This is a genomic window from Methylobacterium oryzihabitans (genome assembly GCF_004004555.2).
In the GTDB taxonomy this organism is placed as follows: domain Bacteria; phylum Pseudomonadota; class Alphaproteobacteria; order Rhizobiales; family Beijerinckiaceae; genus Methylobacterium; species Methylobacterium oryzihabitans.
Map to the genome: position 1 here is coordinate 136,000 of NZ_SACP01000012.1, position 25,460 is coordinate 161,459.

The 25,460-nt window shown below is 70.2% G+C and carries 19 protein-coding genes; 8 read left to right on the forward strand and 11 right to left on the reverse strand.

The window, feature by feature from the left end; translation table 11 throughout:
* Positions 1-27: 27 nt before the first annotated feature.
* Genes EOE48_RS14080 through EOE48_RS14095 form a run of 4 tightly spaced genes read right to left on the reverse strand, consistent with a single transcriptional unit; the run spans position 28 to position 3,836 of the window.
* Positions 28-666: a class I SAM-dependent DNA methyltransferase gene (locus EOE48_RS14080; RefSeq protein ID WP_127730128.1), complete on the reverse strand. Its 639-nt coding sequence runs from the start codon at positions 664-666 to the stop codon at positions 28-30.
* Complete coding sequence (locus EOE48_RS14085; RefSeq protein WP_127730130.1) at positions 663-1,436, reverse strand: PIG-L deacetylase family protein; 774 nt, start codon at positions 1,434-1,436, stop codon at positions 663-665. The genes EOE48_RS14080 and EOE48_RS14085 overlap by 4 nt, the downstream gene beginning before the upstream one ends.
* Positions 1,433-2,590 carry an acyl-CoA dehydrogenase family protein gene (locus tag EOE48_RS14090; RefSeq protein WP_127730132.1) on the reverse strand — a complete coding sequence of 386 codons (1,158 nt, stop codon included), beginning with the start codon at positions 2,588-2,590 and terminating at the stop codon, positions 1,433-1,435. Before EOE48_RS14090 ends, EOE48_RS14085 begins: the two co-directional genes overlap by 4 nt.
* Positions 2,583-3,836 (reverse strand): glycosyltransferase family 2 protein, encoded by a 1,254-nt coding sequence (locus EOE48_RS14095; RefSeq protein WP_246154367.1) that lies wholly within the window; start codon positions 3,834-3,836, stop codon positions 2,583-2,585. The genes EOE48_RS14090 and EOE48_RS14095 overlap by 8 nt, the downstream gene beginning before the upstream one ends.
* A 238-nt stretch (positions 3,837-4,074) precedes the next feature.
* Here EOE48_RS14095 and EOE48_RS14100 point away from each other — a divergent pair, with 238 nt between their 5' ends.
* The 3 genes from EOE48_RS14100 to EOE48_RS14110 all read left to right on the forward strand — a co-directional run bounded on the left by EOE48_RS14100 (position 4,075) and on the right by EOE48_RS14110 (position 9,789).
* Positions 4,075-5,175 carry a spore photoproduct lyase family protein gene (locus EOE48_RS14100; protein ID WP_127730134.1) on the forward strand — a complete coding sequence of 367 codons (1,101 nt, stop codon included), beginning with the start codon at positions 4,075-4,077 and terminating at the stop codon, positions 5,173-5,175.
* A gap of 220 nt (positions 5,176-5,395) precedes the next feature.
* Entirely contained in the window at positions 5,396-6,379 is a 984-nt protein-coding gene (locus EOE48_RS14105) for a phosphoribosylaminoimidazolesuccinocarboxamide synthase (protein WP_127730136.1), read from the forward strand.
* Positions 6,380-7,149: 770 nt separating this feature from the next.
* Complete coding sequence (locus EOE48_RS14110; protein WP_127730138.1) at positions 7,150-9,789, forward strand: family 16 glycosylhydrolase; 2,640 nt, start codon at positions 7,150-7,152, stop codon at positions 9,787-9,789.
* Between the two features lie 129 nt (positions 9,790-9,918).
* Here EOE48_RS14110 and EOE48_RS14115 read toward each other — a convergent pair whose 3' ends face one another.
* The 3 genes from EOE48_RS14115 to EOE48_RS14125 all read right to left on the reverse strand — a co-directional run bounded on the left by EOE48_RS14115 (position 9,919) and on the right by EOE48_RS14125 (position 15,057).
* Complete coding sequence (locus tag EOE48_RS14115; protein ID WP_127730140.1) at positions 9,919-11,715, reverse strand: hypothetical protein; 1,797 nt, start codon at positions 11,713-11,715, stop codon at positions 9,919-9,921.
* Between the two features lie 17 nt (positions 11,716-11,732).
* Positions 11,733-13,598: a flagellar hook-associated protein FlgK gene (gene flgK, locus EOE48_RS14120; RefSeq protein WP_127730142.1), complete on the reverse strand. Its 1,866-nt coding sequence runs from the start codon at positions 13,596-13,598 to the stop codon at positions 11,733-11,735.
* 70 nt (positions 13,599-13,668) lie between these two features.
* Positions 13,669-15,057 (reverse strand): flagellar hook protein FlgE, encoded by a 1,389-nt coding sequence (locus EOE48_RS14125; protein WP_127730144.1) that lies wholly within the window; start codon positions 15,055-15,057, stop codon positions 13,669-13,671.
* A gap of 227 nt (positions 15,058-15,284) precedes the next feature.
* Here EOE48_RS14125 and EOE48_RS14130 point away from each other — a divergent pair, with 227 nt between their 5' ends.
* Complete coding sequence (locus EOE48_RS14130; RefSeq protein ID WP_127730146.1) at positions 15,285-15,752, forward strand: BLUF domain-containing protein; 468 nt, start codon at positions 15,285-15,287, stop codon at positions 15,750-15,752.
* A 192-nt stretch (positions 15,753-15,944) separates the two neighbouring features.
* Positions 15,945-16,397, forward strand: coding sequence for a response regulator (locus tag EOE48_RS14135; RefSeq protein ID WP_127730148.1), 453 nt, complete (start codon positions 15,945-15,947; stop codon positions 16,395-16,397).
* A gap of 563 nt (positions 16,398-16,960) precedes the next feature.
* Here EOE48_RS14135 and EOE48_RS14140 read toward each other — a convergent pair.
* Positions 16,961-19,279 (reverse strand): transglycosylase SLT domain-containing protein, encoded by a 2,319-nt coding sequence (locus EOE48_RS14140; protein WP_127730150.1) that lies wholly within the window; start codon positions 19,277-19,279, stop codon positions 16,961-16,963.
* 214 nt (positions 19,280-19,493) lie between these two features.
* On the opposite strand from EOE48_RS14140, the gene dapA reads away from it, so the two are divergent.
* Both dapA and smpB read left to right on the forward strand, forming a co-directional pair.
* The gene (gene dapA / locus EOE48_RS14145) at positions 19,494-20,396 is read left to right on the forward strand and encodes a 4-hydroxy-tetrahydrodipicolinate synthase (RefSeq protein WP_127730152.1); all 903 of its coding nucleotides are present in this window, start codon (positions 19,494-19,496) and stop codon (positions 20,394-20,396) included.
* Positions 20,397-20,454: 58 nt separating this feature from the next.
* The gene (gene smpB / locus EOE48_RS14150) at positions 20,455-20,928 is read left to right on the forward strand and encodes an SsrA-binding protein SmpB (RefSeq protein ID WP_127730154.1); all 474 of its coding nucleotides are present in this window, start codon (positions 20,455-20,457) and stop codon (positions 20,926-20,928) included.
* Positions 20,929-20,989: 61 nt separating this feature from the next.
* On the opposite strand, the gene EOE48_RS14155 is transcribed toward smpB, so the two are convergent.
* The 3 genes from EOE48_RS14155 to EOE48_RS14165 form a co-directional block, all read right to left on the reverse strand.
* Positions 20,990-21,526, reverse strand: a complete 537-nt coding sequence (locus EOE48_RS14155; protein ID WP_127730156.1) for a methyltransferase domain-containing protein — start codon at positions 21,524-21,526, stop codon at positions 20,990-20,992.
* 307 nt (positions 21,527-21,833) lie between these two features.
* Complete coding sequence (locus EOE48_RS14160; protein ID WP_127730158.1) at positions 21,834-23,129, reverse strand: protoporphyrinogen/coproporphyrinogen oxidase; 1,296 nt, start codon at positions 23,127-23,129, stop codon at positions 21,834-21,836.
* 253 nt (positions 23,130-23,382) lie between these two features.
* Positions 23,383-24,477 (reverse strand): DUF707 domain-containing protein, encoded by a 1,095-nt coding sequence (locus tag EOE48_RS14165; RefSeq protein ID WP_127730160.1) that lies wholly within the window; start codon positions 24,475-24,477, stop codon positions 23,383-23,385.
* Between the two features lie 291 nt (positions 24,478-24,768).
* Between EOE48_RS14165 and EOE48_RS14170 the strand changes: the two genes are divergently transcribed.
* A complete protein-coding gene (locus EOE48_RS14170; RefSeq protein WP_210249571.1) occupies positions 24,769-25,452 on the forward strand; it encodes a D-sedoheptulose-7-phosphate isomerase in 684 nt (227 codons plus the stop codon).
* The last annotated feature ends 8 nt before the right edge of the window (positions 25,453-25,460 follow it).

Consider the following 25,460-nt stretch of genomic DNA (forward strand, 5'->3'; position numbering starts at 1 on the left):
GGCCCGCGTGGAGCATCGGCACCTTCGTCAACGTGGCTGCGGCGGATTCGTTGCCGGCGGATCGGCGCGGTCCGCCGGGGCGGGCCGCCGGCGCAGGAGGTCGAGCCGGTAGGCGTCGGCGCGGGTCGCGACGACCGGCTCCAGGATGTCCCGGGCCTCCGCGATGAACAGGTCGGCCGCCTCGTCGCCGCCGAGCGGGTAGTCGGTCTCGCCGGTCCAGTGGACCAGCACGACGTCACCGCCGGGCGCGAGGCTCGCCCGCACCCGCCCGGCGAGCCGGGCGACGTCGGCGCGATCGAGGTAGTAGATCACCTCCGACAGCAGGATCAGGTCGAACCGGTCCTCCGGCCACTCATCCGGGATGCGGGTGCGGGCGAAGCGGATGTGAGGCTGGTCGGCGCAGCGCCTCCGCGCCTGGGCCAGGGCGGCCTCGGCCACGTCGAGGCCGAGCAGCGCGTCGCAGCGCCGGCCGAGGGCGGCGGTCAGCACGCCGATCGAGCAGCCGACCTCCAGGGCCGTGGCGTAGCGCGCGCGCGGCAGCGCCGCGAGCGTCGCGGCATACTTGTCGCGCTCGTAGGCGCTGGTGGCGAAGTCCCACGGGTCCGGGTCGGCGGCGTAGCGGGCGTCGAAATAGTCCGGCGGCAGCGAGGCGGGGTGGCGGCTCATGGCTCGACCTCTGGATCAACCTCTGACTCGACCTCCGGATCGACCTCGACGAAGATCTCGAACGGCTGCGCGAAGCGCGCGATCATCGCCGGCTCCAGCCGGAAGCCGCCGGGATCGTCGGCGATGAGGCCGGTGGTCTGCGAGCGGTGGGCCGCGACCGCCGCCCGCTTGGCCGGGAGGTGCGCCGCGATGGCGAGGCGGGCGCCCCGCGGTGCCGGCCCGACCTCGGTCCCGGGCGGCAGCGCCCAGCCCCAGACCGGATAGGCGTGGAGGCGCACCGGGCCGAGGCGGGCGCGGGCGAGCCGGGCGAGCGCGGCGCTGGCCTCGTGGTCGCAATGCGGGTCGTGCGCCCAGGTGACGAACAGGGCGGTGGCGCCGCTCTCGCGCGCCGCCGCCGCGATGGCGTCGGCCGCCGCCTCGGCCGCGGGGCCGGCGCTCGGCACGAAGCGGTCGGGCAGGCGCAGGAAGCGGACATGGACGGCATCGAGCCCGAGTGCCCGGGCGGCCGCGAGGGTCTCAGCCTCGCGCAGGTCGCGCAGCCGCTCGGGCGGGTGGCTCGGCGAGTTCGGGTGCGAGCCGACGCCGTCGCTCACCACCACCAGCCGCACGGACAGGCCGCGGGCGCAGGCCTCGGCGATCAGCCCGCCGCAGCCGAGGCTCTCGTCGTCGGGATGCGGCGCGACCACGACGAGGCCGCCCGGGCCGACGAGGTCGCGCAGGTCGCGCACGGGCAGCGCCTCCGCGGCGGCGAGGAACGCGTCGGCCCTCAACGCGCCGCCTCCGGTTCGGTCCGCCACAGGTCGCCGATCGTGGCGTCCGCTGCCAGGATCTCGGCCGCCGCGCCGGTCAGCGCCCGGTCGGGGGCCGGCTGGCGCAGATAGGTGGCGAGGTCGCGCGACAGGCGCTCCAGCGGGTGCTCGCGCAGGAAGCCCTGGAGCCCGACCGAGCGCTGGGCGAGCTGCAGTACGTCGAGCCCGGCCCGCTCGACGGCGAGGCGGGCGAGGTTGACGTAGGCGACGATCCGCTCCGGGGGCAGCGCCTCCCCGGCGACGACGCGGGCGGCCTGCGCCACCCACAGCCGGGCGCCCTCCAGCGCGATCGCGCCCTCGCCGAGCCGGGCGAGCTGGTGCGGGTCGGCGCCCCGCCCGGTGCCGGCGAGGTGCCCGCGCCACGCCTCGGCCACCGCCTCGATGCCGCCGAGCTGCACCGCCGCGAAGCGCCACGCGCCGCCGGAGAAGTGCGGCTGGCGGTGGTAGTCGTCCGGCCCGCCGAGCACCGCGTCGGCCATCACCGTCAGGCCGGTGAAGTCGAGGCGGCCGGTGGCCGAGGCGCGCATCCCGTGGGCGCGCCACGCCGACAGGTCGGCCCGCGTGCCGGCCTCAAGCGGCACCACCAGCATCAGCGGCGCCGCCTCGCCGGGGCGGCGGGCGGTGACGAGGGCGCGGGTGACGAAGCCCGCCCCCGACGCGAAGGTCTTCTCGCCGCTCAGCGCGAGAATCGGGCCGGTGCCGGCCAGGACCAGCCCGCCCTCGGACGGCTCGGTGTTCCAGACCCCGAACAGGTGGCCGGCGCGGGCGTCGGCGAACAGGCGCCGGCGCTGGGCCGGCGTGCCGTAGCGGGCGACGAGCTGGAGCGCGTTGACGTGCCCCTCGTAGAGCCGTCCGAGGGCGAGGCTGCCGGCGCCGACGAGGCGCAGCACCGCGGCGAGATCCTGCGCCCCCTTCTCCTCGCCGAGCCCGGCGCCGCCCTCGTCGCATGGGACCGGGGCCGCGAGCAGGCCGAGCGCGGCGAGATCGGCCACGTCCTCGGCCGGGAAGCCGCCATCGCGGTCCTGCGCACCGGCCCGGCGGGCGGCGCCGGCGGAGACGGACCGGGCGGCGCGCACGGCCGCCGGCTCGTCGGGAGACGGCCCGGGCTCAGACATGGCCGGCCGGCTCCGCCGCGCGGGTCGCCTCCGGGGCCCGGGCCGGGACGAGGCCGACGGCGAGGGCCTCGGGCGTCGGCTCCGGGCTGCGAGACCGGGCGGCGGCGAACCGGTCGCGCAGGCGCTCGACCTCTCCCAGCAGGCGCAGGACCGCGCGCGCGGTCCGGATCGCGCCCGGCAGGGCGGGGGGCGACAGCGGCCGGGGGGCGAGCAGCGGGCTTGCCGCCTCGACCGCCGCGATCACCGCGCCGGCCGTACCGAGCTGGGCGATCTCCCGGGCCGCCCCGGCCCGCAGGCCGAGCCACGGCGCCCAGGCCGGCACGCGGCCGATCCGGCCGGCGGCGTGCCACCGCCGCAGCCGGCGCCGGACCGCGAGGCGCAGCAGCGCCCGCCATGGCGGCTCCAGGCGCGGGTCGCAGGGGCTGGCGGGATCCTCGCAGCGCCGCCGCATCGTCTCGGCGGCGCCCCCCGGCGCCCGGCCGTCGAGGCGGCCGGAAGTGACGACGGTGATCTCCGGGGCGTGGCGCAGCCGGGCGTCGCGGGCGAGCAGCGCGGCGACGAAGGCCCGGTCCTCGCCCACCGGCAGCGCCGGCAGGCCGCCGGCGGCCCGGTAGGCGTCGAGGCGCACCGCGAGGGTCGCGCCGGAAGCGGTGGCGTGGTTCGGCCAGGGATCGTGCGGCAGCGGGTCGAGGCGGGCGGCGAGTTCGTCGAGCAGCACCTCGTAGGCGCCCTCCAGCCGGCCGCGGGCGTGCAGGCGCGCGGGCAGGCGCGCCGCCTCGTCCGGGTTGAGGGCGATCCGGCCGGCGACCGCGTCGGCTCCGGCGTCGATCGCCGCGAGGTTGAGGGCGACCCAGTCCGGCGGGACCCGGCTGTCGGCGTCGGTGGTGAGGATCACGCCGTCCGCGCCCCCGCCCTCCTCCAGCCAGGACGCGGCCGCCTCCATCGCCTCGCGCCGGGCCCATCCGGCATGGGCGCCGGCGAAGTCCTGCGCGACGACGCGGACCGCCAGCCCCGGGACGTCGGCCCGGGCCGCCACCACGGCGGCGGTCGCGTCGGTGCAGTTGTTGAGGAACAGGACGAGGCCGAGCGTCCGGCCGCCGAGGCCGTCCTGCCGGGCGAGGGCGTCGAGGCAGGCGCCGATGCGCTGCGCCTCGTTGCGGACCGGAATCGCCACCACCGCCCGGAACGGGCGCGCCATCATCGGCGCACCGTATCGCGGAGCCGGGACCATCGGGACAGATTTCACGCGAGACTCCGGCTGGCCGCGCGCGACCGGCCGCGACCTCCGACCAACATAGGACAGCATTCCGGCTTTCCCCGGGGCTGCGACATTTCTCCCGAAACGCTCGTCCATCGGTGGAAATGGTGCAGTGCAGGAGCGATCATCGACCGTGATCTGGCGCTGTTCGCTCGCTCCCCGGCCGATCCCGGTCGGAGATTGGACCGCACCGGGATCATCCGCCGGTGCCCCGCGTTGCGCCCGGATGACCGCCCTCCTCGCCGAGCCCGCCGCCGACGCCCCGCCGAAGCCGAAGCTGTGGCGGCCGCGCCGCGTTCTCGTCACCCCCGCGGCGCTGGAGTGGGAGCACGGCCGGGCGATGGCGGCGCGGGCCGAGGCGCTCGGCATCGAGACCGTGCGGCTGAAGGCCAACCGCCTCGCCGGCCTGTCGGGTCCCGACCCGCGCCGGGCCTATGTCGAGGCCAAGTCGACCCTCGCGGTGGTGGTGGCGCCCCCGGCCAAGCGACGACTCCAGCCGATCCCGCCGAGCGCCGACTGGCGCCTCGACCTCGCCGAGGGCTGCCCGGCCCATTGCCAGTACTGCTACCTCGCCGGCAGCCTCGCCGGGCCGCCGGTGACCCGGGCCTACGCCAACCTGCCGGAGATCCTCGACGGGCTCGGCACTTATCTCGGCACCGGGGCCGTGACCTCGCGCTCCGACGCGCGGCGGCACGAGGGCACCACCTTCGAGGCGTCGTGCTACACCGACCCGCTCGCGATCGAGCACCTGACCGGCTCGCTCGCCGCGGCGATCCGGCATGTCGGCCGCCTGGAGGCTGAGGCGCAGTTGCGCTTCACCACCAAGTTCGATGCGGTCGGCCCGCTCCTCGACCTGCCGCATCGCCGCCGCACCCGGATCCGGATCTCGGTCAACGCCGCGCCGCTGGTGCGCTTCGAGGGCGGCACCGCGGCGCTGCCGGCCCGCTTCGCCGCGGCGCGGCGCATGGCGCGGGCCGGCTACCGGGTCGGGCTCACCGTCGCGCCGATCATGCCGGTGGAGGGCTGGGAGGCGGCCTACGCGGCCCTGCTCGACGGGGCGGCCGCGGCGCTCGGCGACCTGCCGGAGGCCGACCTCACGGTCGAGCTCATCACCCACCGCTTCACCCCGGGCTCCAAGGAGGTGCTGACCGGCTGGTATCCTGGCTCGGACCTGGAGATGGACGAGGCGGCGCGGGCGCGAAAGCGCACCAAGTTCGGCTCGCTCAAATACGTCTACGCGCCGGAGACGATGCGGGCGATGCGGGCGTTCTTCGAGTGCGAGATCGCCCGCCGACTGCCCGCGGCCCGCATCCTCTACTGGACCTGAGGTCAAGGGCCATCGCTTCACCGCTACGGCCCTTGTTCGTTGCCTGGCCTCAGGCGCCGGCAGTCACGTCCGTGACCTTGGCTTTCGCTTCGCCCTGCGGGCGACGGCAGGGCCATCGCCGAAGCGGTCGCCCTGCCGTCGCCCCTGGGCGCCGGCCGCGCGATCCGCTACCACCCGGGCCGCGGCCCGCCCGTCACGGCCGCCCGACGGAGCGACACGGATGGATACGGCAACCCTCGCGCCCCACGCCCATCAGGTCCTGCGGGAGGCGACGCTGCCGGAACTGCCCGGCCATTACCGCGGCAAGGTGCGCGACAATTACGACCTGCCGGACGGGCGCCGCATCCTCATCAGCAGCGACCGGATCAGCGCCTTCGACCGGGCCCTGGCGGCGATCCCGTTCAAGGGCCGGGTGCTGACCCAGACCGCCCGGTACTGGTTTCAGGCCACCGCCGACCTCTGTCCCAACCACGTCCTCGCCTATCCCGACCCCAACGTCGTGGTCGGGCGCCGGCTCGACATCCTGCCGGTCGAGATCGTGGTGCGGGGCTACCTCGCCGGCACCACCGCGACCTCGATCCTGACCCGCTACAGGGCGGGCGAGCGCGAGATGTACGGCCACCGCCTCGCCGACGGGCTGCGCCCGAACGAGCGCCTGCCGCAGGCGATCATCACGCCGACCACCAAGGCGGCGGACGGGGCCCACGACGAGCCCCTGACCGAGACGGCGATCCTGGAGGGCGGCCTGCTGACGCCGGAGCAATGGCGCACCGTGTCCGAGGCGGCGCTGGCGCTGTTCGCCCGCGGCCAGGAGCTATCGGCGGCGCGCGGGCTGATCCTCGCCGACACCAAGTACGAGTTCGGCACCGACGCCGAGGGCCGCGTCGTGCTCGCCGACGAGATCCACACGCCCGACAGCAGCCGCTACTGGTTCGCCGCGAGCTATCCCGAGCGTTTCGCCGCCGGCGCGAACCCGGAGAGCTTCGACAAGGACTTCGTGCGCAACTGGGTCGTGGCGCGCTGCGACCCCTACCGCGACCCGGTTCCGGAGATTCCGGCCGACGTGGTGCTGGAGACCGCCGCGGTCTACATCCGCGCCTTCGAGACCATCACCGGCGAAACCTTCGCGCTGCCCGACCCGGCCGAGGATCCGCTGGAGCGGATCCGCCGGAACCTGTCGGCGTATCTGGCGGGCGGGCGCTGAGGCGCGGACGGCGCCCGGCTCGCGGAGGGCGTGCGAATCACCGGTCGGGCCGGCACCTTCGCCGAGGCCGGCCGCGACGAATCTGCGCCCCGCCCCCCGTGAGAGCGGCCGCGGCGTGCGTCCGACGCCGCCGCGGAGCGATCGGCCCTCGTCCCGCGCGACAACACAGAGACCAGTCCGCGCCAGTACGGTCAGGGCCCCGGCCGTCGGCGCAAGCGTTTCGCCCGCCGCCGTTTCGGAGTTCTCGCCGATCATGCATCCGGACGGGCTGGAACCGGCTCCCGATTGCGATCCCGCATAACACTCACGGCAATCGATGTCAGGGCCGCCCGAAAATTTTAATCATCGATGACTTCGCGAATTTCTGTAATTTCATGAAAGTTAACATTCGATAGGTTGTGCGGCACCGGTTGTTGTGCAGTGCAAAACAGCTTGTTCGGCGCGGCCGAGCTCGACATTGCCGAACGAACCTAGTTATCAGCGTCATTCTACTTTCCCTTTGGGTAGTATTTTACTCAAATCGCGAGATTCATACAGTATTTTAAGAAAGCAATAGGAAAGTTTTTCTGAATGGCGCCGACAGACTGTTGCGGTTCCGTCACAGACAGGCCGTAAAATTCCCATTATTTCGGGATCATAAGAAACGCGGGCACGGAGGATGCGCAGGCATCCGCGATGCCATCACCGACACCGCAGACTACTCGCGACAACGCTGCGCAAAGAAGGCGGTTGCGGGAAGCCGATCGATCCACCTGGGGGTTTACCGTTCCATGGCCTTGCCGACTTCCGCCAAACCGACAAAGACATTCTCGGCCGTCACCGCCACCGACACCGTCACGGGCACCGCCGGTGCCGACCGCCTCGTCTCGGTGGGATCGATCACGACCGGCGGCGCGACCCTGATCGGGGGTGCCGGGGACGACACCTACAGCGTCAACTCGATCCGCGACAAGATCGTCGAGAAGTCGAACGAGGGCGTCGACACGGTCCAGGCGTTCGGCAGCTACCGGCTTCCCGACAACGTCGAGAACCTGATCCTGCGCGGCAGCAACGGTCTCAGCGGACGCGGCAACGGCCTGGCCAACATCATCACGGGCAATGCCGGCGACAACCTGATCGACGGCGGCGGCGGCGGCGACGAGATCACCGGCGGCGGCGGCAACGACCTGTTCCGCGTCCATGCCGGCGACACGATCACCGACTTCAGCGGCGGCCTTGGCCTGAGCGATTTCGTCGACCTCCAGGACTACGCGCAGTTCTCCTCGTTCGCCGACGTCCGGCTGGCGATGACCCAGGAGAACGGCAACACCATCCTGACCCTCGGCGACGGGCAGACCGTCACGTTCCTGGGCGTGCGCAAGAGCGACTTCGTCGCCGACGACTTCCTGGTCAACAAGCCGACCACGAACTACCAGCTGACCTTCGCCGACGAGTTCAACGCGCTGAACCTCTACACGGGAGACAACAGCCCGGGGACCTGGGAGCCGAACTATCCCCGCGACGGTCTGGCCGGCCACACGGTGGTCAATCACGACGAGGTCCAGTACTATACCGATCCCACCGACCCCGGCAGCAGCGGCACCACCCCGCTCGGTCTGAACCCGTTCTCGATCGATTCCGGCGTGCTGACGATCGAGGCGAACCGGGTCGACCCCGCGACCTCGTCCAAGATCTACGGCTACGACTACACGTCGGGGATGCTGTCGAGCTATCCGACCTTCGCTCAGACCTTCGGCTACTTCGAGATGCGGGCCAAGCTCCCGGCGGGCAAGGGTCTGCACCCGGCCTTCTGGCTGCTTCCTCTCGACGAATCCTGGCCGCCCGAGCTCGACGTGATGGAGCAGCGCGGCGTCGATCCCTACCAGACGACCGGAACCGCGCATTCCTTCGCCGACGGGACGCACACCGCCACCAGCGGCACGTTCGATGTCGGCGACACCACGGCCGCCTTCCACACCTACGGCGTCGACTGGAAGGCCGACTACATCACCTGGTACGTCGACGGCGAGGCGGTACGGCAGGTCGCGACGCCGTCCGACATGAACAAGCCGATGTACATGATCGCCAACCTCGCGGTCGGCGGTCCCTGGGCCGGACAGCCGACCGCGACCACGCCGTTCCCGGCCGAGATGCAGATCGACTACATCCGCGCCTACGCGAACGAAGACACGGTCGAGAAGGGTCCCGTGACCAAGGTCGGCACCGCGGCCGACGGGACCCTGTTTGGAACCAACGGCGGCGATTCGCTGGCGGCGGGCATCGGCAACCACTCGATCTACGGCGGCGCCGGCAACGACGTCCTCCAGGACGGCTCCGACACCGCCGCACTGATGGGGCAGACCGGCAACGACACCTACATCGTCGACAATGCCGCCACCACGATCCGGGAACTGTCGAACGAAGGCGTCGACAGCGTCGTCACGAGCCTCTCGGCCTTCACGCTTCCGACCTACTTCGAGAACCTGTCCTACAGCGGACGGAGCGCCTTCACCGGCACCGGCAACAACGCCAACAACGTCATCCGCGGCGGCAACGGCGGCAACACGCTCAGCGGCCAGGGCGGCGACGACCTCATCGTCGGCGGCGACATGGCCGACACCATCCAGGGCGGCACCGGCAACGATTCGATCGATGGCGGCAGCGGCAACGACTCCATCCGGGGCGGCACCGGCGACGATTCGATCTTCGGCGGCAACGGCAACGACCTGATCCAGGGCGAGGAAGGCAACGACACGATCAACGGCGGCTACGGCAACGACACGATCCGGGGCGGCGCCGGTGCCAACCTGCTGCTCGGCGGCCTCGGCTCCGGAGCCGACACCTTCGGCGGCGACCTCGTGGTCGGGACCGACACCATCGACGGCGGCTGGAGTGCGGCCGACCTCTACCTGATCACCGGGACCGCCTCGGACACCGTCTCGGTCGACCTCCAGGCCGGCACGGTGACGGGCGGCTACCGGTCCGGCTCGCGCCTCACCGGGATCGAGAACCTCCAGCTCTGGACGTCGTCGACGGCGACCCGGCTGACCGGCAACGCCGCCGACAACATCCTCACCAGCGGCGACGCCGCCGACCTCCTGCTCGGCGGGGGCGGCAGGGACACCCTGCGGGCGGGGGCGGGAGCCGACACCCTCGACGGCGGAGCCGGCGCGGACACGCTGTACGGCGGAACGGGGGCGGACGTGTTCGTGCTCCGGCGCGGCGAGGCCCAGGGCGACCTGCTGGCGGACTTCTCGGTCCGCGACGGCGACAAGATCCAGCTCGTCGGCTACGGCAGCGGCGCCACGTTCCAGGCCAGCGCCAACGACCTGTCGACCTGGGTCGTGCGGACCGGCGACGGCTCGTTCAGCGAGTCGGTGAGCTTCGCCGGCAACCAGTGGAACATCGGCGCCAACGTCCAGTTCGCCTGATGGCCCTGAGCCGGGCGGGCCGCCATCGGACCCGCCCGGCCCGCGGAACACGCCCGCGCCGCGAGCGCGGGCTGCGGCTCGTCTCGATCGGCCGCCGGCGAAGCGGCGTCCGCCTGGCTGCGCGATCCCCTACAGGTAGTTCGCCAGGGTCAGCTTCGCGAGCGTCGAGGTGGTCTGGTAGCTCGCCTGCAACTGCGTCTGCAGCGTCATGAGCTTGGTCGCGACCTCCTCCATGCTGGCCGACTCCACGCCGTCGACGGCGTTCTGGAGGATCGACTTGGTCGCGGCGTTGTCGGCCTTCCGGGTCGTCACGGCGCTGGCGGCGAGGCCGAACTCGGTCGCGATCCCCTCCAGGGTCTGCGCGGTGCCGGACGGCTTGACCTGATCCTGGATCCGGGTGGCGTAGGCCTGGAAGCGGGAATCGTCGGTCGTCGCGCCGGCGAAGCTCACGCTCGCCACCACGGCGATGCCGGCCAGCGCGCTGCGCAGGGCGGATTCGTTGGCCTGCGCGCCGATCCCGACCGTCTGGCCCGCCGAGATCTGCACGGTCGTGGTGGTGCGCGGGTCGGTCGAGGTGTCGTCGCCCTTGTACCAGATCACCGTGCGGCCGCCCGGATCGGCGGCGAAGCCGGTCGCGTTGCCGGCGGCATCGGTCGCGACCCGCCGGGGGCTCAGGCCCGCCGTGCTCGATCCGGCGAAGAAGTCGTCCGCCGCCCGGGTCGCGGAACTCGCCGCGAGGTCGGTGGTCGCGGCGGCGTCGAGGGCGGTGCCGAGCGCCGCCTTGAGGTTGCGGGCGGTCTCGGCGGCGTCCGCGCCGATGACGAAGCTGTTGGCCCCGCCCGCCTTGACGGCGGCGGTCAGGGTCAGGGTCCGGGTGGTGCCGTCGCGCATCCCGAGGGTGATCCTCACGCTGTCGCCCGCCACCGGCTGGCCGGCCACCGTGACCGCGGCGGAGGCGGCCGAGCCCCCCGACAGGGCGGCCGACACCCCCGGCGGCGTCCCGCTCTGCGCGCCGGTCACGGTGGCGCCGCCGAGCGCCGCCGCGAGGTTGGCGGCGCTCTCCGCGGCATTCGCCCCGATGCGGAAGCTCCCGGCCGCGGCCTTCGGGTCGCTGCTCGCCGTCAGGTCGACGAAGCTCTGGCTGCCGTCCGGATTCTCGACCGTGACCCGCACCCGGTCGCCGTCCCGCGGCTGGGCGGCGAAGGCGAGCGACGCGGCGGCGGGGCTGCCGGGGGCGAGCGTGACGGCGAGGGCGCCCGGATTGGTGCTCGTCGCCGCCTCGATGGTGAAGCCGAAATTCGCTCGCACGCCGGGATCGAGGCTCTCCGACAGGCCGATCGCGGTGCCCGACCCGGTCAGGGCGAGCCGTCCGGTCGAGGGCGAGCCGGTGCCGAGGTCGGCCGCCTGCCGCTCCCTGATGAGGGTGCCGATGCCGGCGAGGCCCGCGGCCTCGTCGCCGTTGAGGATGATCCCGGCCTCCTCGACGGGCGGGGTCGTGGTCGCGCGACCGGAGAACAGGTAGCTGCCCGACACGTTCTGCGACAGGGCGTCGAGGGCGGTGGCGAACCGGTTGGTCGCCAGGGTCTTGAGGTTGGCCCGGGCGCTGCCCTCCGACCCCGAGCGGTTGACGTCGAGCTCGCTCCAGGTCGCGGTGGCGAGCTTCTGGACCTGCGCGATGCTGGCGGTGGCGAGCGACAGCCGGGTGTCGGCGGCGGTGATGCCGGCGGCGTAGCCGTCGAGGGCGCTGATCTGCGCGCGGGCGTCGAGGCTCGTCGTGCGGCCGGCGCCGAGGCCGGCATAGGTCTCCGAGATCCGCCCGGTGGCGAGCTGGCGCGACAGCCCGTCGAGCTGGCCCTTCATGTCGAGCAGGCGGCTGGTGTTGAGGTCCCGGGTGTAGGTCCCGGCCGCGAAGGGGCGGATCGTCATCGGGGGTCTCCGCCGGATCAGATTCTCAGGAGGGTGTCGAGCATGTCGCGCGCCGCGGTCAGCACGCGCGCATTGGCGCTGTAGGCGGTCTGGAGCTGGATCAGGTTCGCCATCTCCTCGTCGATGCTGACCCCCGAATCGGCGCTGAAGCGGCTGCGGGCGGTCGACAGGGCGATGCTCTGGCCCTGGTCGAGCTGGTCGGCCTGCTCGGCGGCGGCGCCCTGGAAGTCGATGATGCCCTGGGCTAAGCCCTGCACCGAGGTCGTGTAGGGCGCGCTCACCCCGCCGAGGCCGCTCGCCGCCGAGAACGTGCGGGCGGCGCCGGTCAGGGCGTCGAGGAGCGCCTTCGGCCGGGTGCCGTCGCCCGGCAGCGTGCCGGCGGCGGTGACGATGAGGCCGGCGCTGTCGGCGGCGAGCGCCGGGTTGAGGACGAGGCGCTGGGCGAGGCCGGTGAGGTGCGGTCCGCCCTCGAACGAGCCGGTATAGACCGTGTCGCCGTAGCCGGAATCGACGAACACCGCGAGCTGGGTGCCGGCGGTGCGCACGTCCCCGGCCCGGGTCGGCACGGTGATCGAGGCGTCGATGCCGGTGAGCGCGGTTGCGCCGGTGGCGAGGATCCGCACGCCGCCCCCCGTCGTCGCCGAGACGCGGTAGCCGTCGCCGAGCGCCGCGCCGATCCGTGCCGCGGTGGTCGCCGGCCCGCCCGAGATGTCGACCGTCAGGACGGTGGCGGTCGGGTCGTTGGTCTGGGCCGCGCTCACCCCGGCGGCGTTGCCGGTGGTCGGCACGAGGACGATGGTGTGGGCCGCCCCCGAGGCGCTGCGGGTCGCGAGCGTCACCGCGTTGCCGGCCTGGAGGCCGGTGAGGTCGATGTCGAACCCGCTGGCGGTGCCCTCGCTCGCCGGCGTCCCGGCGACGGCGCGGTCGCTGAGCGCCCGCGACAGGCCGGCGGCGAGGTCGTCGAGCTGGCGCTGCGCCTGGACCAGGGTGTCGTCGCGCAGGGCGAGCCCGGCAGCGATCGAGCCCGAGCGGACCGTCCCGGTCGCCACGAGGTCGATCCGCGCGCCGCTTGGCATCACCGCGACGATCGTGCCGACGCCGCGGGTGGCGGGATCGTCGGTGTAGGTCGCGCCGGGATCGAGCCGTCCGCGCCCGTCGAAGCCGAGGCTCGCCGCCGCGCCGTGATCGACGAGGGTGATGCCCGAGCCGGTGGTGACGGTGACCGAGCCGTCCGCCTGCAGGCTGGTCTGCAGGTCCATGTACCGGGACAGCTCGCCGAGCGCCTGATCGCGCTGGTCGGCGAGTTCGGCGCCGCTGGCGGCGGAGCGGTCGCTGCCGTTGAGCCCGATGATCTTCGTGTTGAGCCCGGCGATCCGCGACAGCAGGCTGCTGGCGGCGGCGACGTCGGTGTCGAGCTGGCTCTCGGTGCCGCTGCGCAGGGTCTGCACCCCGTCCGAGATCGTCGCGAGGGCGCCCGCGAGGCTGCGGGCGCCGGCGAGCACCGTCGCACGCGCGCCGGTCGAGGACGGATCGCCGGCGAGCGTCTGGAGCGACTGCGTGAAGGCGTTGAGCACGCCGTCGAGGGCCGAGGCGCTGCCGGGCGTGCCGTAGAGCGCGCTGAGGCTCGCCTGGGTCGTCGCCATGAGCCCGGTATAGGCGGCGCCGGACGTTTCGAGGCGCAGCTGCCGCTGCGCGGTCTCGTCGAAGATCCGCGTCACCGTGCCGGTCGTCACCCCGGCATTGCCGTCGGTCGAGACCGTCGAGAGCCGGCGCCTGACGTAGCCGTCGCTGCCGGCATTGGCGACGTTCTGCGACACGATGCCGATCGCGGCCTGGGTGACCCTCAGGCCGGCGGTCGCGGTGTTGAGCGCGTTGATCGACATGGGGCGGACCGGGGAGGCGGAAGCGGAGTCGACGGGATCGGGGTTGACGGAACGCTAACGATCCCGCCGATCAGCGGATGATGTTGATGATGTCCGACATCATCTGCTGGGCCGTCGACATGACGCGGGTGTTGGCCGAGTAGGCCTGCTGGGTGACGATCAGCTTCGAGAACTCCTCCGAGGTGTCGGTGTTCGAGGCCTCGACGTTGCTGCCGACGATCGACGACCCGTTGAGGCCGTTGACCGGAGCGCCCGATTCGATCGTCTGGATGTAGTTGCCGCCCGAGGTCGCCTTGAGGCCGTTGTCGGCGGCGAACTGGACCACGCCGACCCGGGCGAGCGCGATGTTGTTGCCGTTCGAGTACGCCCCCATGATCCGGCCGTCCCCGGTGACCGAGAGGCTGTTGAGGGTGCCGGCGGCGTAGCCGTCCTGCTGCACCGTGCTGGTCGCCACCGTGCCGCTGGAATCGGCGTACTGGGTCAGGCTGCCGGGGCCGGTCCGCAGGGTGAGCGAGCCGAGCGAGACGCCGTCCACGGTCACGTCGGGCAGGGTGAGCGACGACCCGCTCGGGGAGGCGAGCTGCCCGCCGGCATTGAAGGTGAAGGCGGTGCCGACGTTGCGCCAGGCCGCCCCGCTGGCGGTGGCGCCGTTGGTGGTGGCGTAGAACAGGTTCCAGGTGTCGGGCGTGCCGGTGGCGGCGTTGGCCTGCGCCACCTTGGCCCAGCGCAGGTCGAGGTTCACCGGCGAGCCCGCCGGGTTGTAGGCGGTCAGCGAGCCGCCGGCGACGCTCGACGACACGAAGGTGCTGGTGTCGGTCGCCGCGACGTTCAGCGTGCCGGTGCCGCCGCCGCTCAGCACCCGCACGTCGCCGCCCGGCAGGGCACCGAGGATCGTCGCCGCCGAGGCGGCGTCGCCGGTCCCGGTCCGCGGCGTCGCCGGCAGGTTGGCCGCGTAGGTGAGCGAGGTGGTCGGGCGCGCGGGAATCGGCTTCGTCGGGATCGACAGCACCCCGGTGCCGGTGCTCTGCCCGGTCAGCGGGTCGAGGCTCTGGCCGACGAGGTAGGCGCCGGCGCCGTTCACGAGGCGGCCGGCCGCATCGACCGAGAAGTCGCCCCGGCGGGTGTAGAGGTCGGAGGTCGAGAAGGTCGTCAGGTTGGCGCTGTCGCTGGTCTTGGTCTTGACGACGAAGAAGCCCTCGCCGTTGAGCGCCATGTTGGTCGGGACGCCGCTGCTGGTGATGGTGCCCTGCGTCGTGTTGGTGAGCTGCGACGAGGCCGACACCGAGCCGCTGGTCTGATAGCGCGGGACCTGCTCGGTCAGCATGTCCTCGAACGCGGTGTCGATGCGCTTGAACCCGGTGGTCTGCGAATTGGCGATGTTGCCCGAGATGTTGTCGAGGGCGAAGGACTGCGCCTTCAGGCCCGAGACGGCACTCTGCAACGCACTGAAAATATCCATCCGTCCGGCTCCGGCCCGCAGGGCACCGGGGCTGCCGGCGCAACCCCCGTGCCAGGGCCAAGTCCTTGATTCCGCGGCGTCATGCCCGGAACGCCCGGCAGGAACGGCCCGGCGCGCGGGAACCGTGCGGCAGAAAGTGCCGGGTGGTCGCGCAAGCTTGCGGGATCGCGTTTACGGCCTGTTGAGCCACTCGGGCCTATCACCCTGGGACGTGTCGGAGAGGGCTCATGCGAGCGAAGCGGACCAGCCTCATCCATCTGATCTACTTCTCGCGCTCGCAGCTCTCTGCCGATGCGCAGGCGCGGATGCGCGAGCTCGGCGAGATCGCCCGTCAGGCCCAGAAGAAGAACGAGTTCGCGGTCATCACGAGCTTCCTCATCATGGAGCAGGGCCACTTCCTCCAGATCCTGGAAGGCGAGCGGACCTCGGTGCAGGAGACCTTCGCGCGCATCAGCGGCGACGGCCGGCACCGCGAGGTGCAGATCGTCGAGTGGCGCGAGATCGCCAAGCGCGAATTCGTCACCTCCTTCGCCACCGCCGTGCGCACCCCGGCCAACGAGGCGCTGTTCCAGAAGGCCAACCTGACGCCGATGCTCCAGCGCGGCACCCCGAAGGCGGCGAGCATCTACGGCCTCGCCCAGGCCCTCCACACCGAGAGCATGTCGAAGCAGGGCATCGAGCACCTGTTCGTCTAAGCATCATTCGCCAAAATGGTCACCGTTTTGGCGGAGAGAATGATGCAGGAACAAGAATCCAGGCAGAGTTGCCCTGCGCAACTCTGCTGAGTGGCGCCGCCGGCGGTCGCCGGCACGCCGACGCCGTACCCTCCCGCGGCCGCGGGGGCGTGACCCGCCTCCCGGCCCGAGGCCGACACCCGACGAGCCCCCATGAGCGAGCCTCCTCCGATCATCATCGTGGACGACCAGGTCAAGCTGGTGCGTCTCGTCACGGAGCTGATGAACCGCCTCGGCTTCCCCGACGTGGTCGGCGTGACCGACGGTCCCCAGGCGCTCGAGACGATGCGCGAGCGTCGCTTCGGCCTCGTGATCTCCGACCTCGACATGGAGCCGATGGACGGCATCCAGCTCCTGCGCGAGATCCGGGCCGACGACGGCCTGATGAACACGCCGTTCATCCTCACCGAGACCTCGTTCAGCTTCGAGGACATCAACATGGCCCACCTCGCCGGGGCCGACGCCTTCATCCTCAAGCCGTTCGACCTCGCGCTGCTGAAGACCAAGCTGAAGCAGGTGCTCAACGGCCGGCCGCGCAAGCGCGAGATGCCGGTGACCCCGGTCTCCAGCCTGTCGGTCGACTTCCCGATGCTGGGCAAGTTCTGAGAGCCTGTTTGAGCGATGGTCAATCGTATTGACCGCGCGAAGCTCCCCTTTCCCGGACGACTGAAGCGATAGCGGAAGGAGATCCGGGATCCAGACGTCAGATGTGCCGCGAAGCGGCTCCGTGTGCCGGCACTATCGCTGCATACGGACGCTTCGCGACTTCTTGCGCTGGATCCCGGATCTCCTTCCACTGCGTTCCAGTCGTCCGGGAAATGGGAGCTTTTTCTTTAGATCGAGAGTCAAACAGGCTCTGAAGGACGGGCCGCCGGCGCGGCGCGATCTGCGGCGGCGACCGCCCGACCGGTCGGCGCGTGCGAGGATGCGTCCCACGATTTCCGATCGATCGCTCGACGATCCCTGCGGGATCGCGGCGCTTGCCGTGCCATCGCCGGCGCGATGCGGGAACGGCCTCGCTCAGGCTCCGCTCAGGCGCCCGATCGTGCCGGGGCCGTGCCCCTCCCCTAGAGGGCTTCACGATCGCGTTGCAATCGCGAAGCTCTCCAGGTCTCTGATTTTGCCGCATTTTCTACGACGAACCGGTATCCACTTCGTCGGAAAATGCTTTAGCGCGCTCCCCGCCTCAGGTCGTCGCCGATCAGCAGCGCGCTCTTGCCGTCGAGCCGGTGGCGGTAGACCTGGAGGTTCTCGGTCACCCGCTGGACGTAGTTGCGGGTCTCGGTGAACGGGATCCGCTCGACCCAGTCGACCGGGTCGACGGCCGGGTCGCGCGGGTCGCCGTAGGCGTCGATCCACTTCTTCACGTTGCCGCCGCCGGCATTGTAGGAGGCGAAGGCGAGGATGTAGGAGCCGCGCCAATCCTCCATCAGTTCGCCGAGATGGGCCTGACCGAGGCGGGCGTTGTAGGTCGGGTCGCTGGTGAGGCGGTCCTGGTCGAAGGCGGTGCTGACCCGGCGCGCCGTGCGCTGGGCGGTGGCCGGCATCATCTGCATCAGCCCGCGCGCGCCGACGCTCGACATCGCCCGGGGATCGAACTGGCTCTCCTGCCGGGCGATGGCGAACACCATCGCGCGCTCGACCTGCGGCACCGCCGAGAACGCCTCGTAGGTCGGGATGCCGATGACCGGATAGGCGTGCTGGTCGAGCGGCAGGCCGCGCTGCACCGCGACCTTGCCGATCGCCACCAGGGCGCGGGGATCGTTGACGGCCACCGCGACGTCGCCGAGCGCGTTCAGCTCGGCCGGGTCGTCGAGGCGCTGGGCGAGGTCGATCGACAGGGGCAGCGCCAGTTCCTTGAGGCCGGCGGCGGCGAGGAAGCGCAGGGCCTTGATCGGCGCCCGCGCCTCGAAAGCGGCGCGGGCCTCGCCCTCGAGGCTGCCGGCCTGTCGCAGCGGCAGCGTCGCCTGCCCGAGCCGCGCCCGGGCGAGCTGGCCGTAATAGGCGATCGGCTGCGCGGCGGCGCGCTCGTAGAAGCCCTTCGCCTCCGTCGCCTGTCCGAGGGCGTCGGCGGCCCGGCCCTGCCAGTAGGCGGCGCGGGCGACCGAGATCGGCGTCTCGGCCACCGCCGCGGCGGCGGCGAAGTGGCGGGCGGCGGTCTCGGGCTCGCGCAGGAAGCGCAGGGCGATCCAGCCGGCGTGGAACTCGGCCTCGATGCGCTTCTCGGTCACCCGGGCGCTGTGCCCGGCCACCACCGCGTAGGCGGTGCGGGGATCGCCGAGATCGATCAGCTTGCGGGCGACGATGCGGCGCTCGGTCCACCATTCCTCGGGATCGACCAGCACCTCGGGGTTGCGCGGGGCGGCGAGCAGCGCCGCGGCGGCCTCGGTGTATCTCTCGGAGCGGCGCAGGTACTGGGCGCGGGAGAACAGGAACGACGAATCGTTGCGCAGCGACGGCGGCACCGCGTCGAGGGCGGCGCCGGCATTCGACGCCTTGGCCTCGACGGCGCGGCGCGCCCGCACCAGGGTGCCGTAGGCCCGGCCCGCATAGGTCGCGGCGCGGCCGGCGGTCTCCCAATCCTCCTTCATCAGCGCCCGCTCCATGCGGGCGCGGTGCTCGACCTCGCCGATCACGCCCGGGAAGGCGTCGAGCACCCTGAGTTCGAGGCTGCGGCCGAAGGCGTCGTCACGCCACGTCTCGCGCACCAGCGCGGCGGCGTCCTCGTCGAGACCGTCGGCCTTGAAGGCGAGGGCGAGGGCGAAGCGGCCCGGCGGGCTCGACGGCCGGCGGGTGGCGAAGAACGCCCGCACCACGGCCGGGGCCTTGCGCTGGCTGAGCAGGGCCGCCTCGGCCCGGCGCCGCAGCAGGCCGGTCGCCGGCCAGTCCGGCGTGTCGCGCAGGAAGCCGGTGATGCGCTCGAAGCCGATTCCGGCCCCGAAGCGGATCGCCACCCAGTCGAGCAGCGCCCGCGCCGCTGGGTCGGACAGGCCGTCGCGGATCCGGTCGCCCTCGTCGACCTTGCCCCGGCGATACGCCTCGACGGCGCTGCGCAGGGCCGGGATGTCGAGATCGACGGCGAGCGACGGGCGGCCGGGATCGGGCACCGCCGGGACCGGGGCCGACGGCGTGACCGCGGCGTCGGGGACCGGGAACGCGATCGGCGCGTCGGGATCGGCGGAGGCGTAGGCCGAGACGCCGGCCGGGAGCTTGCGGGCGCTGCCCTCGTCGGCACCGACGCCGCCGCGCAGGCCGGCCTCGTCGTCCTCCGCCCCCGTCTTCGGGGAGACGGCGACGGCCTCGTCGGCGACCGCGGCTGCCGCGGTGCCGCCCGTGGCGGCCGGTCGGGCGAGCCCCGGCACCGCCGCGGCCGGGGTGGTCCCGGTGCCGAGGGGTCCGGCGGCGAGAACCGGCAGGCCGCCGAGCGCGCTGCCGGAGGCGAGGAGGGCCAGAACCGCGAGGCGGCGCCGACGGAGCCTAGGCTGCATGGTCCTGCTTCCCTCTTCGCTGGTTGCCTGGATGGCCCGACGCCCATGGTGGAAGCGCCGCGTTAAGAAGCCATTAGCCTTGTGCGTTCGGCGTTTGCGCGCCGCCCGCGGACGCCCTATGTGTCCTCAGCCGTACGGCCGAGTCCGACGCGGCGAGGCCGCCGGGCCGCGATTCCCGAGCGCGACGGCCCGGACCGGGTTGAGGAACGCCAGCATGACGTCGACGCAGATCTCGCAGCGCCTGAGGGGCTCGCTCACCGCCCTGGTGACGCCGTTCCGCGACGGGGCCTTCGACGAGAAAGCCTTCCGCGCCTTCGTGGGCTGGCAGATCGAGAACGGCACCCACGGCCTCGTCCCGGTCGGCACCACCGGCGAGAGCCCGACCCTGAGCCATGGCGAGCACGACCGGGTGGTCGAGGCCTGCATCGACGAGGCCGCCGGCCGGGTGCCGGTGGTGGCCGGCGCCGGCTCCAACTCGACGGCGGAGGCGGTCGAGCGGGCCCGTCATGCGGAGAAGGCCGGGGCGGACGCGGTCCTCATCGTCACGCCGTACTACAACAAGCCGACGCAGGAAGGGCTGTACCGGCACTTCAAGGCGGTGAACGACGCCATCGGGATTCCGATCCTGATCTACAACATTCCGGGCCGTTCGGTGATCGACATGAGCGTCGACACCATGAAGCGGCTCTACGAGCTGCCGAACATCGCCGGGGTGAAGGACGCCACCGCCAACGTCGCCCGGGTCAGCCTGCAACGCCAAGCCATGGGCGAGGATTTCGTCCAACTTTCTGGCGAAGATGCGACGGCGCTCGGCTTCATGGCGCATGGCGGCCACGGCTGCATCTCGGTGTCGTCCAATGTGGCGCCGCGCCTGTGCGCCGACTTCCAGGAGGCCTGCCTCGCCGGCGACTACCGCACGGCGCTGGCGCTGCAGGATCGGCTGATGCCGCTCCACACCAACCTGTTCCTGGAAACCAACCCGGCGCCGCCCAAATACGCCCTCTCGCGCCTCGGCCTGATGAGCGAGGAGGCGCGCCTGCCGATGGTGCCGATCGGCGCCGCGACGCGCGAGGCGGTCGACTTCGCCCTCCGGCACGCCGGCCTGATCAACCACTGAGGGCGGTCCCCGCGCGAGCGGGTCCCCCGCTCGCGCCACGCCAACAGACACGGACCCGATGGCCCCCAAGCCCGACCCGAGCCGGCGCATCGTCGCCGACAACCGCAAGGCCCGCTTCAACTACGAGATCACCGACACGGTCGAGGCCGGCATCGCGCTCACCGGCACCGAGGTGAAGTCCCTGCGCGGCGGCAAGGCCACGATCGGCGAGGCCTATGCCGGGCCGTCGGGCGAGGAGTTCTTCCTCTTCAACGCCTACATCCCGGAATATCTCGAGGCCAACCGCTTCAACCACGAGACCAAGCGGCCGCGGCGCCTGCTGCTGCACAAGCGCCAGATCCAGAAGTTCATCGGCGCGACCCAGCGCGAGGGCTACACCGTCATCCCGCTGAAGATCTACTTCAACGACCGCGGCCGGGCGAAGGTCGAACTCGGCCTCGGCCGCGGCAAGAAGCTCCACGACAAGCGCGAGACCGCCAAGGAGCGCGACTGGCAGCGCGACAAGGCCCGCCTGATGCGGGACAAGGGGTAGGCGCCGCCGCGCCGGGCGGACGGGCCGCGCGATGAGCAGGCCGTCGCCGTTTCCCGCCGCCTCAACGTCGCGCGCGGCAATACAGATGGGCGTCGAGAGGTCGGGTCATCCGGTTGCGCGTGAGACCGCGCGAGACGAAATGCTCGACATCGTAGTCATAGGTCGCGAAGCCGTTGCGCTGCAGGGCGGCTTCCAGCTTCTCCCGGTACCAGCCGGATTTGTGTTCGTCCCCAGGCCAGCGCTGCCAGCCGTAGAGCGTGTTGAAACAATGCTCGATGGTGAAGGGGATCGGCCTGCCGGCGAAATGATCGACGACGTAGCCGCACCAGACGGGGATATCCGGCACGTCGAACAGGAACATCCCGGTCGGAGCGAGCATGCGGTGCGCGTTCGCCAGCGTCCGCTCGAACTGCTCGTTGGTGAGATGTTCCATCAGGCCAAGAGCGATGATCTCGTCGAGGGACCCGTCCGGGAGATCGATCTCCCAAGGGTTGCTGACGAGTTCGACACCCTCGAACGGATTGATGTCGTTGGCGATGTACCCGGGAGTCGGGCGGTGACCGCAGCCGAACTCCAGCTTCCTGCGTGTCAAGTCCATTGGTGCAACCTAGGGCTTACCATAGCATAATACAATCTAAAGTAGCAAGAACGCACAGGAGGCGGGCGAACCTCACGGCGATCCTCCTGTCGCGGCACGCGCTGAAGCCGTCGCGCCGGACGACGACCAGGAGGGTGCCGCGAGTTCCCCGAGCGCGCCTGTCCTTCTGCGACCAGCGGATCCATCTCCGCCCGGGATACAACCAGCAGCATCGCGCTTCCGGGTTTGAAAGCCTTACAGGTGGAGGCTTCACGGCGGCAATAGAGACCGCAAGATAGCAACTCGCATGGCAGGATATCCAGCAGCTCTAATGAGCGCAGTTCAAACTCCGCGCCAGGGAAAGTGTCCGCTCGACAACCGCATCTGTATTCAGGTACTCGAACTCCGCAAAGCGCCCTACCGATTTGATACCGATTCCTTCCAGATATGCCAAGATCTTATCGACATTCCTGCGATGATCCAAGTCGTAGATCACGTATGCGTAACGCTCCCGCCGGATCGCGGTGTCGACCACATCGACGCGGTCGATGAAGCCGACTTTCTCCAAGTCCGCGATCGTTCGCTCGATGACCTCACATTCACGAAGCGTGGACAGATAGCTGTTCGGCCTGAACGTGACCTCGGCCATCAGGGTACTGCCGCCATCCGGCAGCGAGTAACCCTCGCCCAGATGGTTGAGCTTCGACACGCGATGGAAAAGCACATCGCTGTCCGGAACGTACAAGGCGAAATGATCGCCGATCTTATCTTTTCGACACTGAATCACGACGATGTAGATGGAATTGTAGAGCAACCGTTGGAGCGCCTGAGCGACCTCGGCCGGAGGCGTCAGCAACTTGAACAATTCATGGATTGGGATGCTGCTGATGAGTTGCCTTGCCTGGAATTCCGCCGTGCCGGTCTCGATCGTCCATCCGTCAGCCAGCCTCGTCAGGCGGCGCACAGGGGATGAGGTCCGCACGTCCTGGCCCGCCGCCTCGGCGCGGGCCTTGTAGGCATCCACGAGCGTCTGAAATCCGCCTTTGGCCGGATAATGATAGTAGAGTTGATGTTGATATCCTTCCGTGACCGTACCGTTGGCCGATGCGATCACGTCATCCCGGGGCGGCTTCGGTATGCGCTCGACCATCTGCGTATCCATGCACGACGGATCGAATTTCCAGATTTTTTCATTGTACGGCTGCAGGTACAGACGAGTGATGCCCTCACCGAACGTACCCAGGAAAAAATGGAGCATGTTCGTGCCGGAGAAACGCTCGTACGGATTATGCAGGAATTCCTGAAGGCAGTAGTCGCGATCGGCCGGATCGAGTGCCGAAAGATCGTTCTCGAATGGGTACTTGACGTAGCGGCCCTTGAACACGATCTGATTGGACCGCTTGATCCTGTTTGTCTCGATCATCGTCGAATGGAGATCGAGTACCTCTTGATTCTTCGAGAAGATGACGTGAGGACCAATGTCGTAATCAATACCGTTGAGCCTGTAACTGCGACTCAGTCCGCCGACCCGATCCTGCGCTTCGATCACGATGCTGCGCCGATCGAGAAACGAGGCGAGAGATAAGCCAGCGATGCCACCTCCCAGGATAGCGCAATCATACATGAGACCTGACCAATCCTGAAAAAGGAGACGAGTGGCGTGTTCGGGGCGACCCTGTTCAGATTTGATTGCGGGCCGACATCGATCGGTACGGCATCCGGATCGATTTCCTCATCACCTGCCGGCAGCACCTCATCGTGCTGAGGGCATTCCTGAAGCTGTAACGCTCGCGATCCTGGCGCGGGCGGGTTCGCGGTGTGGCATCCGGGATTTCGCGCCTACGCCAAACCGGCCGTATGTCGAGAACCGGAGGCGCTTATCTCACATATCCATGCTCCACATGCCTTAGTTCCACCCCGTACGATCTCACCACCATGGCCTCGTCCCGGAGTGCGGCTTTCACATCGTAACTCGTTGCGACAGGTCGCGTATGACGAACCGGAACAGCGTCGATGACACCGATCCGGTTCTTGGGATCACCCAGGATAACGGGCCACACGGTGTCGAGCCCCCAGCCACTTTCGCCGAAGTGAAAGGTTCCGCTGCAACGGCGCAGGGCCGATCGCGCGAAGAACGGAGTCATGATCTCCACGAAATTCGTGAAGCGAACGATCTTGTCAGGTTGCTGACGGAGAATGGGATGGGCGATGAAGCTGTCATGAGACAGTGCCGGCTGGCCCAGCAGCAAGTTGTAGTCTGCGCAGAACTGGAATATCCTGTTCAGATCCAGCCAACTCGTAGCGATATCATCATCGGGAAAGGCGACATAATCATAGTCGAAAACAGGACTTCCTGGATAGAACAGCCTGTGCAAGCACTGTAGCTTGGTGCCCTTTCTCAGTAGCACACTGTATTCCGAAGGGGGACGCTGCGAATACGACGCTTCGTCTCCATACCATGCCAGGCACAGATCCCAGGATCGGCGAGCCGGATCGATGTCCTGTGGCCATTGCGTGTGCAGCGACTTGGCATTCGCGCTCAGGACGATGAGATTCTTCCTGCGCGCTGCGATCGGTTCGATCGTCTGCACTTCCTGCGCGGACGGGGCTCGCGCGTAGCGCTCGGTCTCGATCAGGTAGTGGGTTCTGTCGCGTCCGGTCTCGTCGATGCCGACAAGTACCAGTTTATGCGGTTGCGATCGCTGGTCCACAAGGAAGCGCAGGAGAGTGGCCCCTCCCTGGTCCAGAAAATGAACGATTCCCTCTTCGATACACCAGCGCACGACGCTGGGATTGCTGACGCCACCGATCGAGCCGTCTTCGTCCAGAAGGAGTTGAGGCGAGATGACGCGACCATCCGCTTGCGCGAAAATCCAGGCGTGATCGCACAACGGCCGATCGGCGGGTGGGCTCGCATCGGTCGCGCCGCGGCTGAAAGCGTCACGAGGTGCCGAGGAAGAGAGTGACAGCATGGGCGCGCATCCTGGAGTGGCGCGGCGGCGCCTCGTCTCGACGCGAAGATTGATCTCGGTTAAGGTTAAGTTTAAGTAAAAATGGATCGACCTGATCCACCACCATCGACACAATGCCTCGACCCTGGGTCAGGCATCGAATCGAGGGAAGCGACACCCGCGGGCCTGAGCGGGCGGCTTCGCTCCGGGCTCCGCCGGTGCCCCTTCTACCGGCGCCTTGGTAAAGAATCCTTAACCATAACATTCTCATGGTCGACCAGTCGCAATCCCAGGCCGACGGCGCGACATGGGGTGCCGAAGGCAGAACGGATGTCCGCTGTGCAAGACGGTCCTCATGAGCCCGCGACCGGTTTCGCCTCCTCCTACATCCTGAAGGTCGCGGCGTGCCTGGGCCGGATCGACGCCGCGGCGATCGATGCGGCGGTCGCGGCGATCCATCGGACCTGGGTCGGGGGCGGCGACATCATCGCGTTCGGCAACGGCGGAAGCGCGATCACCGCCCAGCACTTCATCACGGACTGGAACAAGGGGGTCTTCTCGGCCACCGGACGAAGCTTCCGGGGTCGCACGCTGATCGACAACCTCGGCGTCGTGACCGCGTGGTCGAACGACGTGTCGTACAGCGACGTCTTCAGCGAGCAGTTGCGCAATCTCGCCCGGCCGGCCGATCTGGTCGTCGCGATCTCGGGCAGCGGAAACTCCGAGAACGTCGTCCGCGCGGTGGCCTACGCCAACGCGATCGGGTGCACGACCATCGGCCTCTGCGGCTATTCCGGCGGCCGGCTCAAGGGCATGGTCCAGTACCCCGTCTGGGTGCCGATGGAGGACATGCAGGTGGTCGAGGACGTGCATGCCATGTTCGGCCACATCGTCATGCAGGCCCTGAGCCGCAGCGTCTCCGACGCGGGTGCGGCCCGGCACGCCCGCGCCGGCGGCGATCCGGTCGCCCTCAGGCGCACGGGAACCGGCGGGTAGGAACGGCC

What these genes read in the sequence shown, in the direction of transcription:
- EOE48_RS14125 (WP_127730144.1), bottom strand. Translation starts at nt 15,057, where the DNA reads ATGGATATTTTCAGTGCGTTGCAGAGTGCCGTCTCGGGCCTGAAGGCG.
- EOE48_RS14140 (WP_127730150.1), bottom strand. Translation starts at nt 19,279, where the DNA reads ATGCAGCCTAGGCTCCGTCGGCGCCGCCTCGCGGTTCTGGCCCTCCTC.
- EOE48_RS14105 (WP_127730136.1), top strand. Translation starts at nt 5,396, where the DNA reads ATGGATACGGCAACCCTCGCGCCCCACGCCCATCAGGTCCTGCGGGAG.
- EOE48_RS14100 (WP_127730134.1), top strand. Translation starts at nt 4,075, where the DNA reads ATGACCGCCCTCCTCGCCGAGCCCGCCGCCGACGCCCCGCCGAAGCCG.
- smpB (WP_127730154.1), top strand. Translation starts at nt 20,455, where the DNA reads ATGGCCCCCAAGCCCGACCCGAGCCGGCGCATCGTCGCCGACAACCGC.
- EOE48_RS14155 (WP_127730156.1), bottom strand. Translation starts at nt 21,526, where the DNA reads ATGGACTTGACACGCAGGAAGCTGGAGTTCGGCTGCGGTCACCGCCCG.
- EOE48_RS14115 (WP_127730140.1), bottom strand. Translation starts at nt 11,715, where the DNA reads ATGACGATCCGCCCCTTCGCGGCCGGGACCTACACCCGGGACCTCAAC.
- EOE48_RS14090 (WP_127730132.1), bottom strand. Translation starts at nt 2,590, where the DNA reads ATGTCTGAGCCCGGGCCGTCTCCCGACGAGCCGGCGGCCGTGCGCGCC.
- EOE48_RS14080 (WP_127730128.1), bottom strand. Translation starts at nt 666, where the DNA reads ATGAGCCGCCACCCCGCCTCGCTGCCGCCGGACTATTTCGACGCCCGC.
- EOE48_RS14130 (WP_127730146.1), top strand. Translation starts at nt 15,285, where the DNA reads ATGCGAGCGAAGCGGACCAGCCTCATCCATCTGATCTACTTCTCGCGC.
- EOE48_RS14160 (WP_127730158.1), bottom strand. Translation starts at nt 23,129, where the DNA reads ATGTATGATTGCGCTATCCTGGGAGGTGGCATCGCTGGCTTATCTCTC.
- EOE48_RS14110 (WP_127730138.1), top strand. Translation starts at nt 7,150, where the DNA reads ATGGCCTTGCCGACTTCCGCCAAACCGACAAAGACATTCTCGGCCGTC.
- EOE48_RS14165 (WP_127730160.1), bottom strand. Translation starts at nt 24,477, where the DNA reads ATGCTGTCACTCTCTTCCTCGGCACCTCGTGACGCTTTCAGCCGCGGC.
- dapA (WP_127730152.1), top strand. Translation starts at nt 19,494, where the DNA reads ATGACGTCGACGCAGATCTCGCAGCGCCTGAGGGGCTCGCTCACCGCC.
- flgK (WP_127730142.1), bottom strand. Translation starts at nt 13,598, where the DNA reads ATGTCGATCAACGCGCTCAACACCGCGACCGCCGGCCTGAGGGTCACC.
- EOE48_RS14135 (WP_127730148.1), top strand. Translation starts at nt 15,945, where the DNA reads ATGAGCGAGCCTCCTCCGATCATCATCGTGGACGACCAGGTCAAGCTG.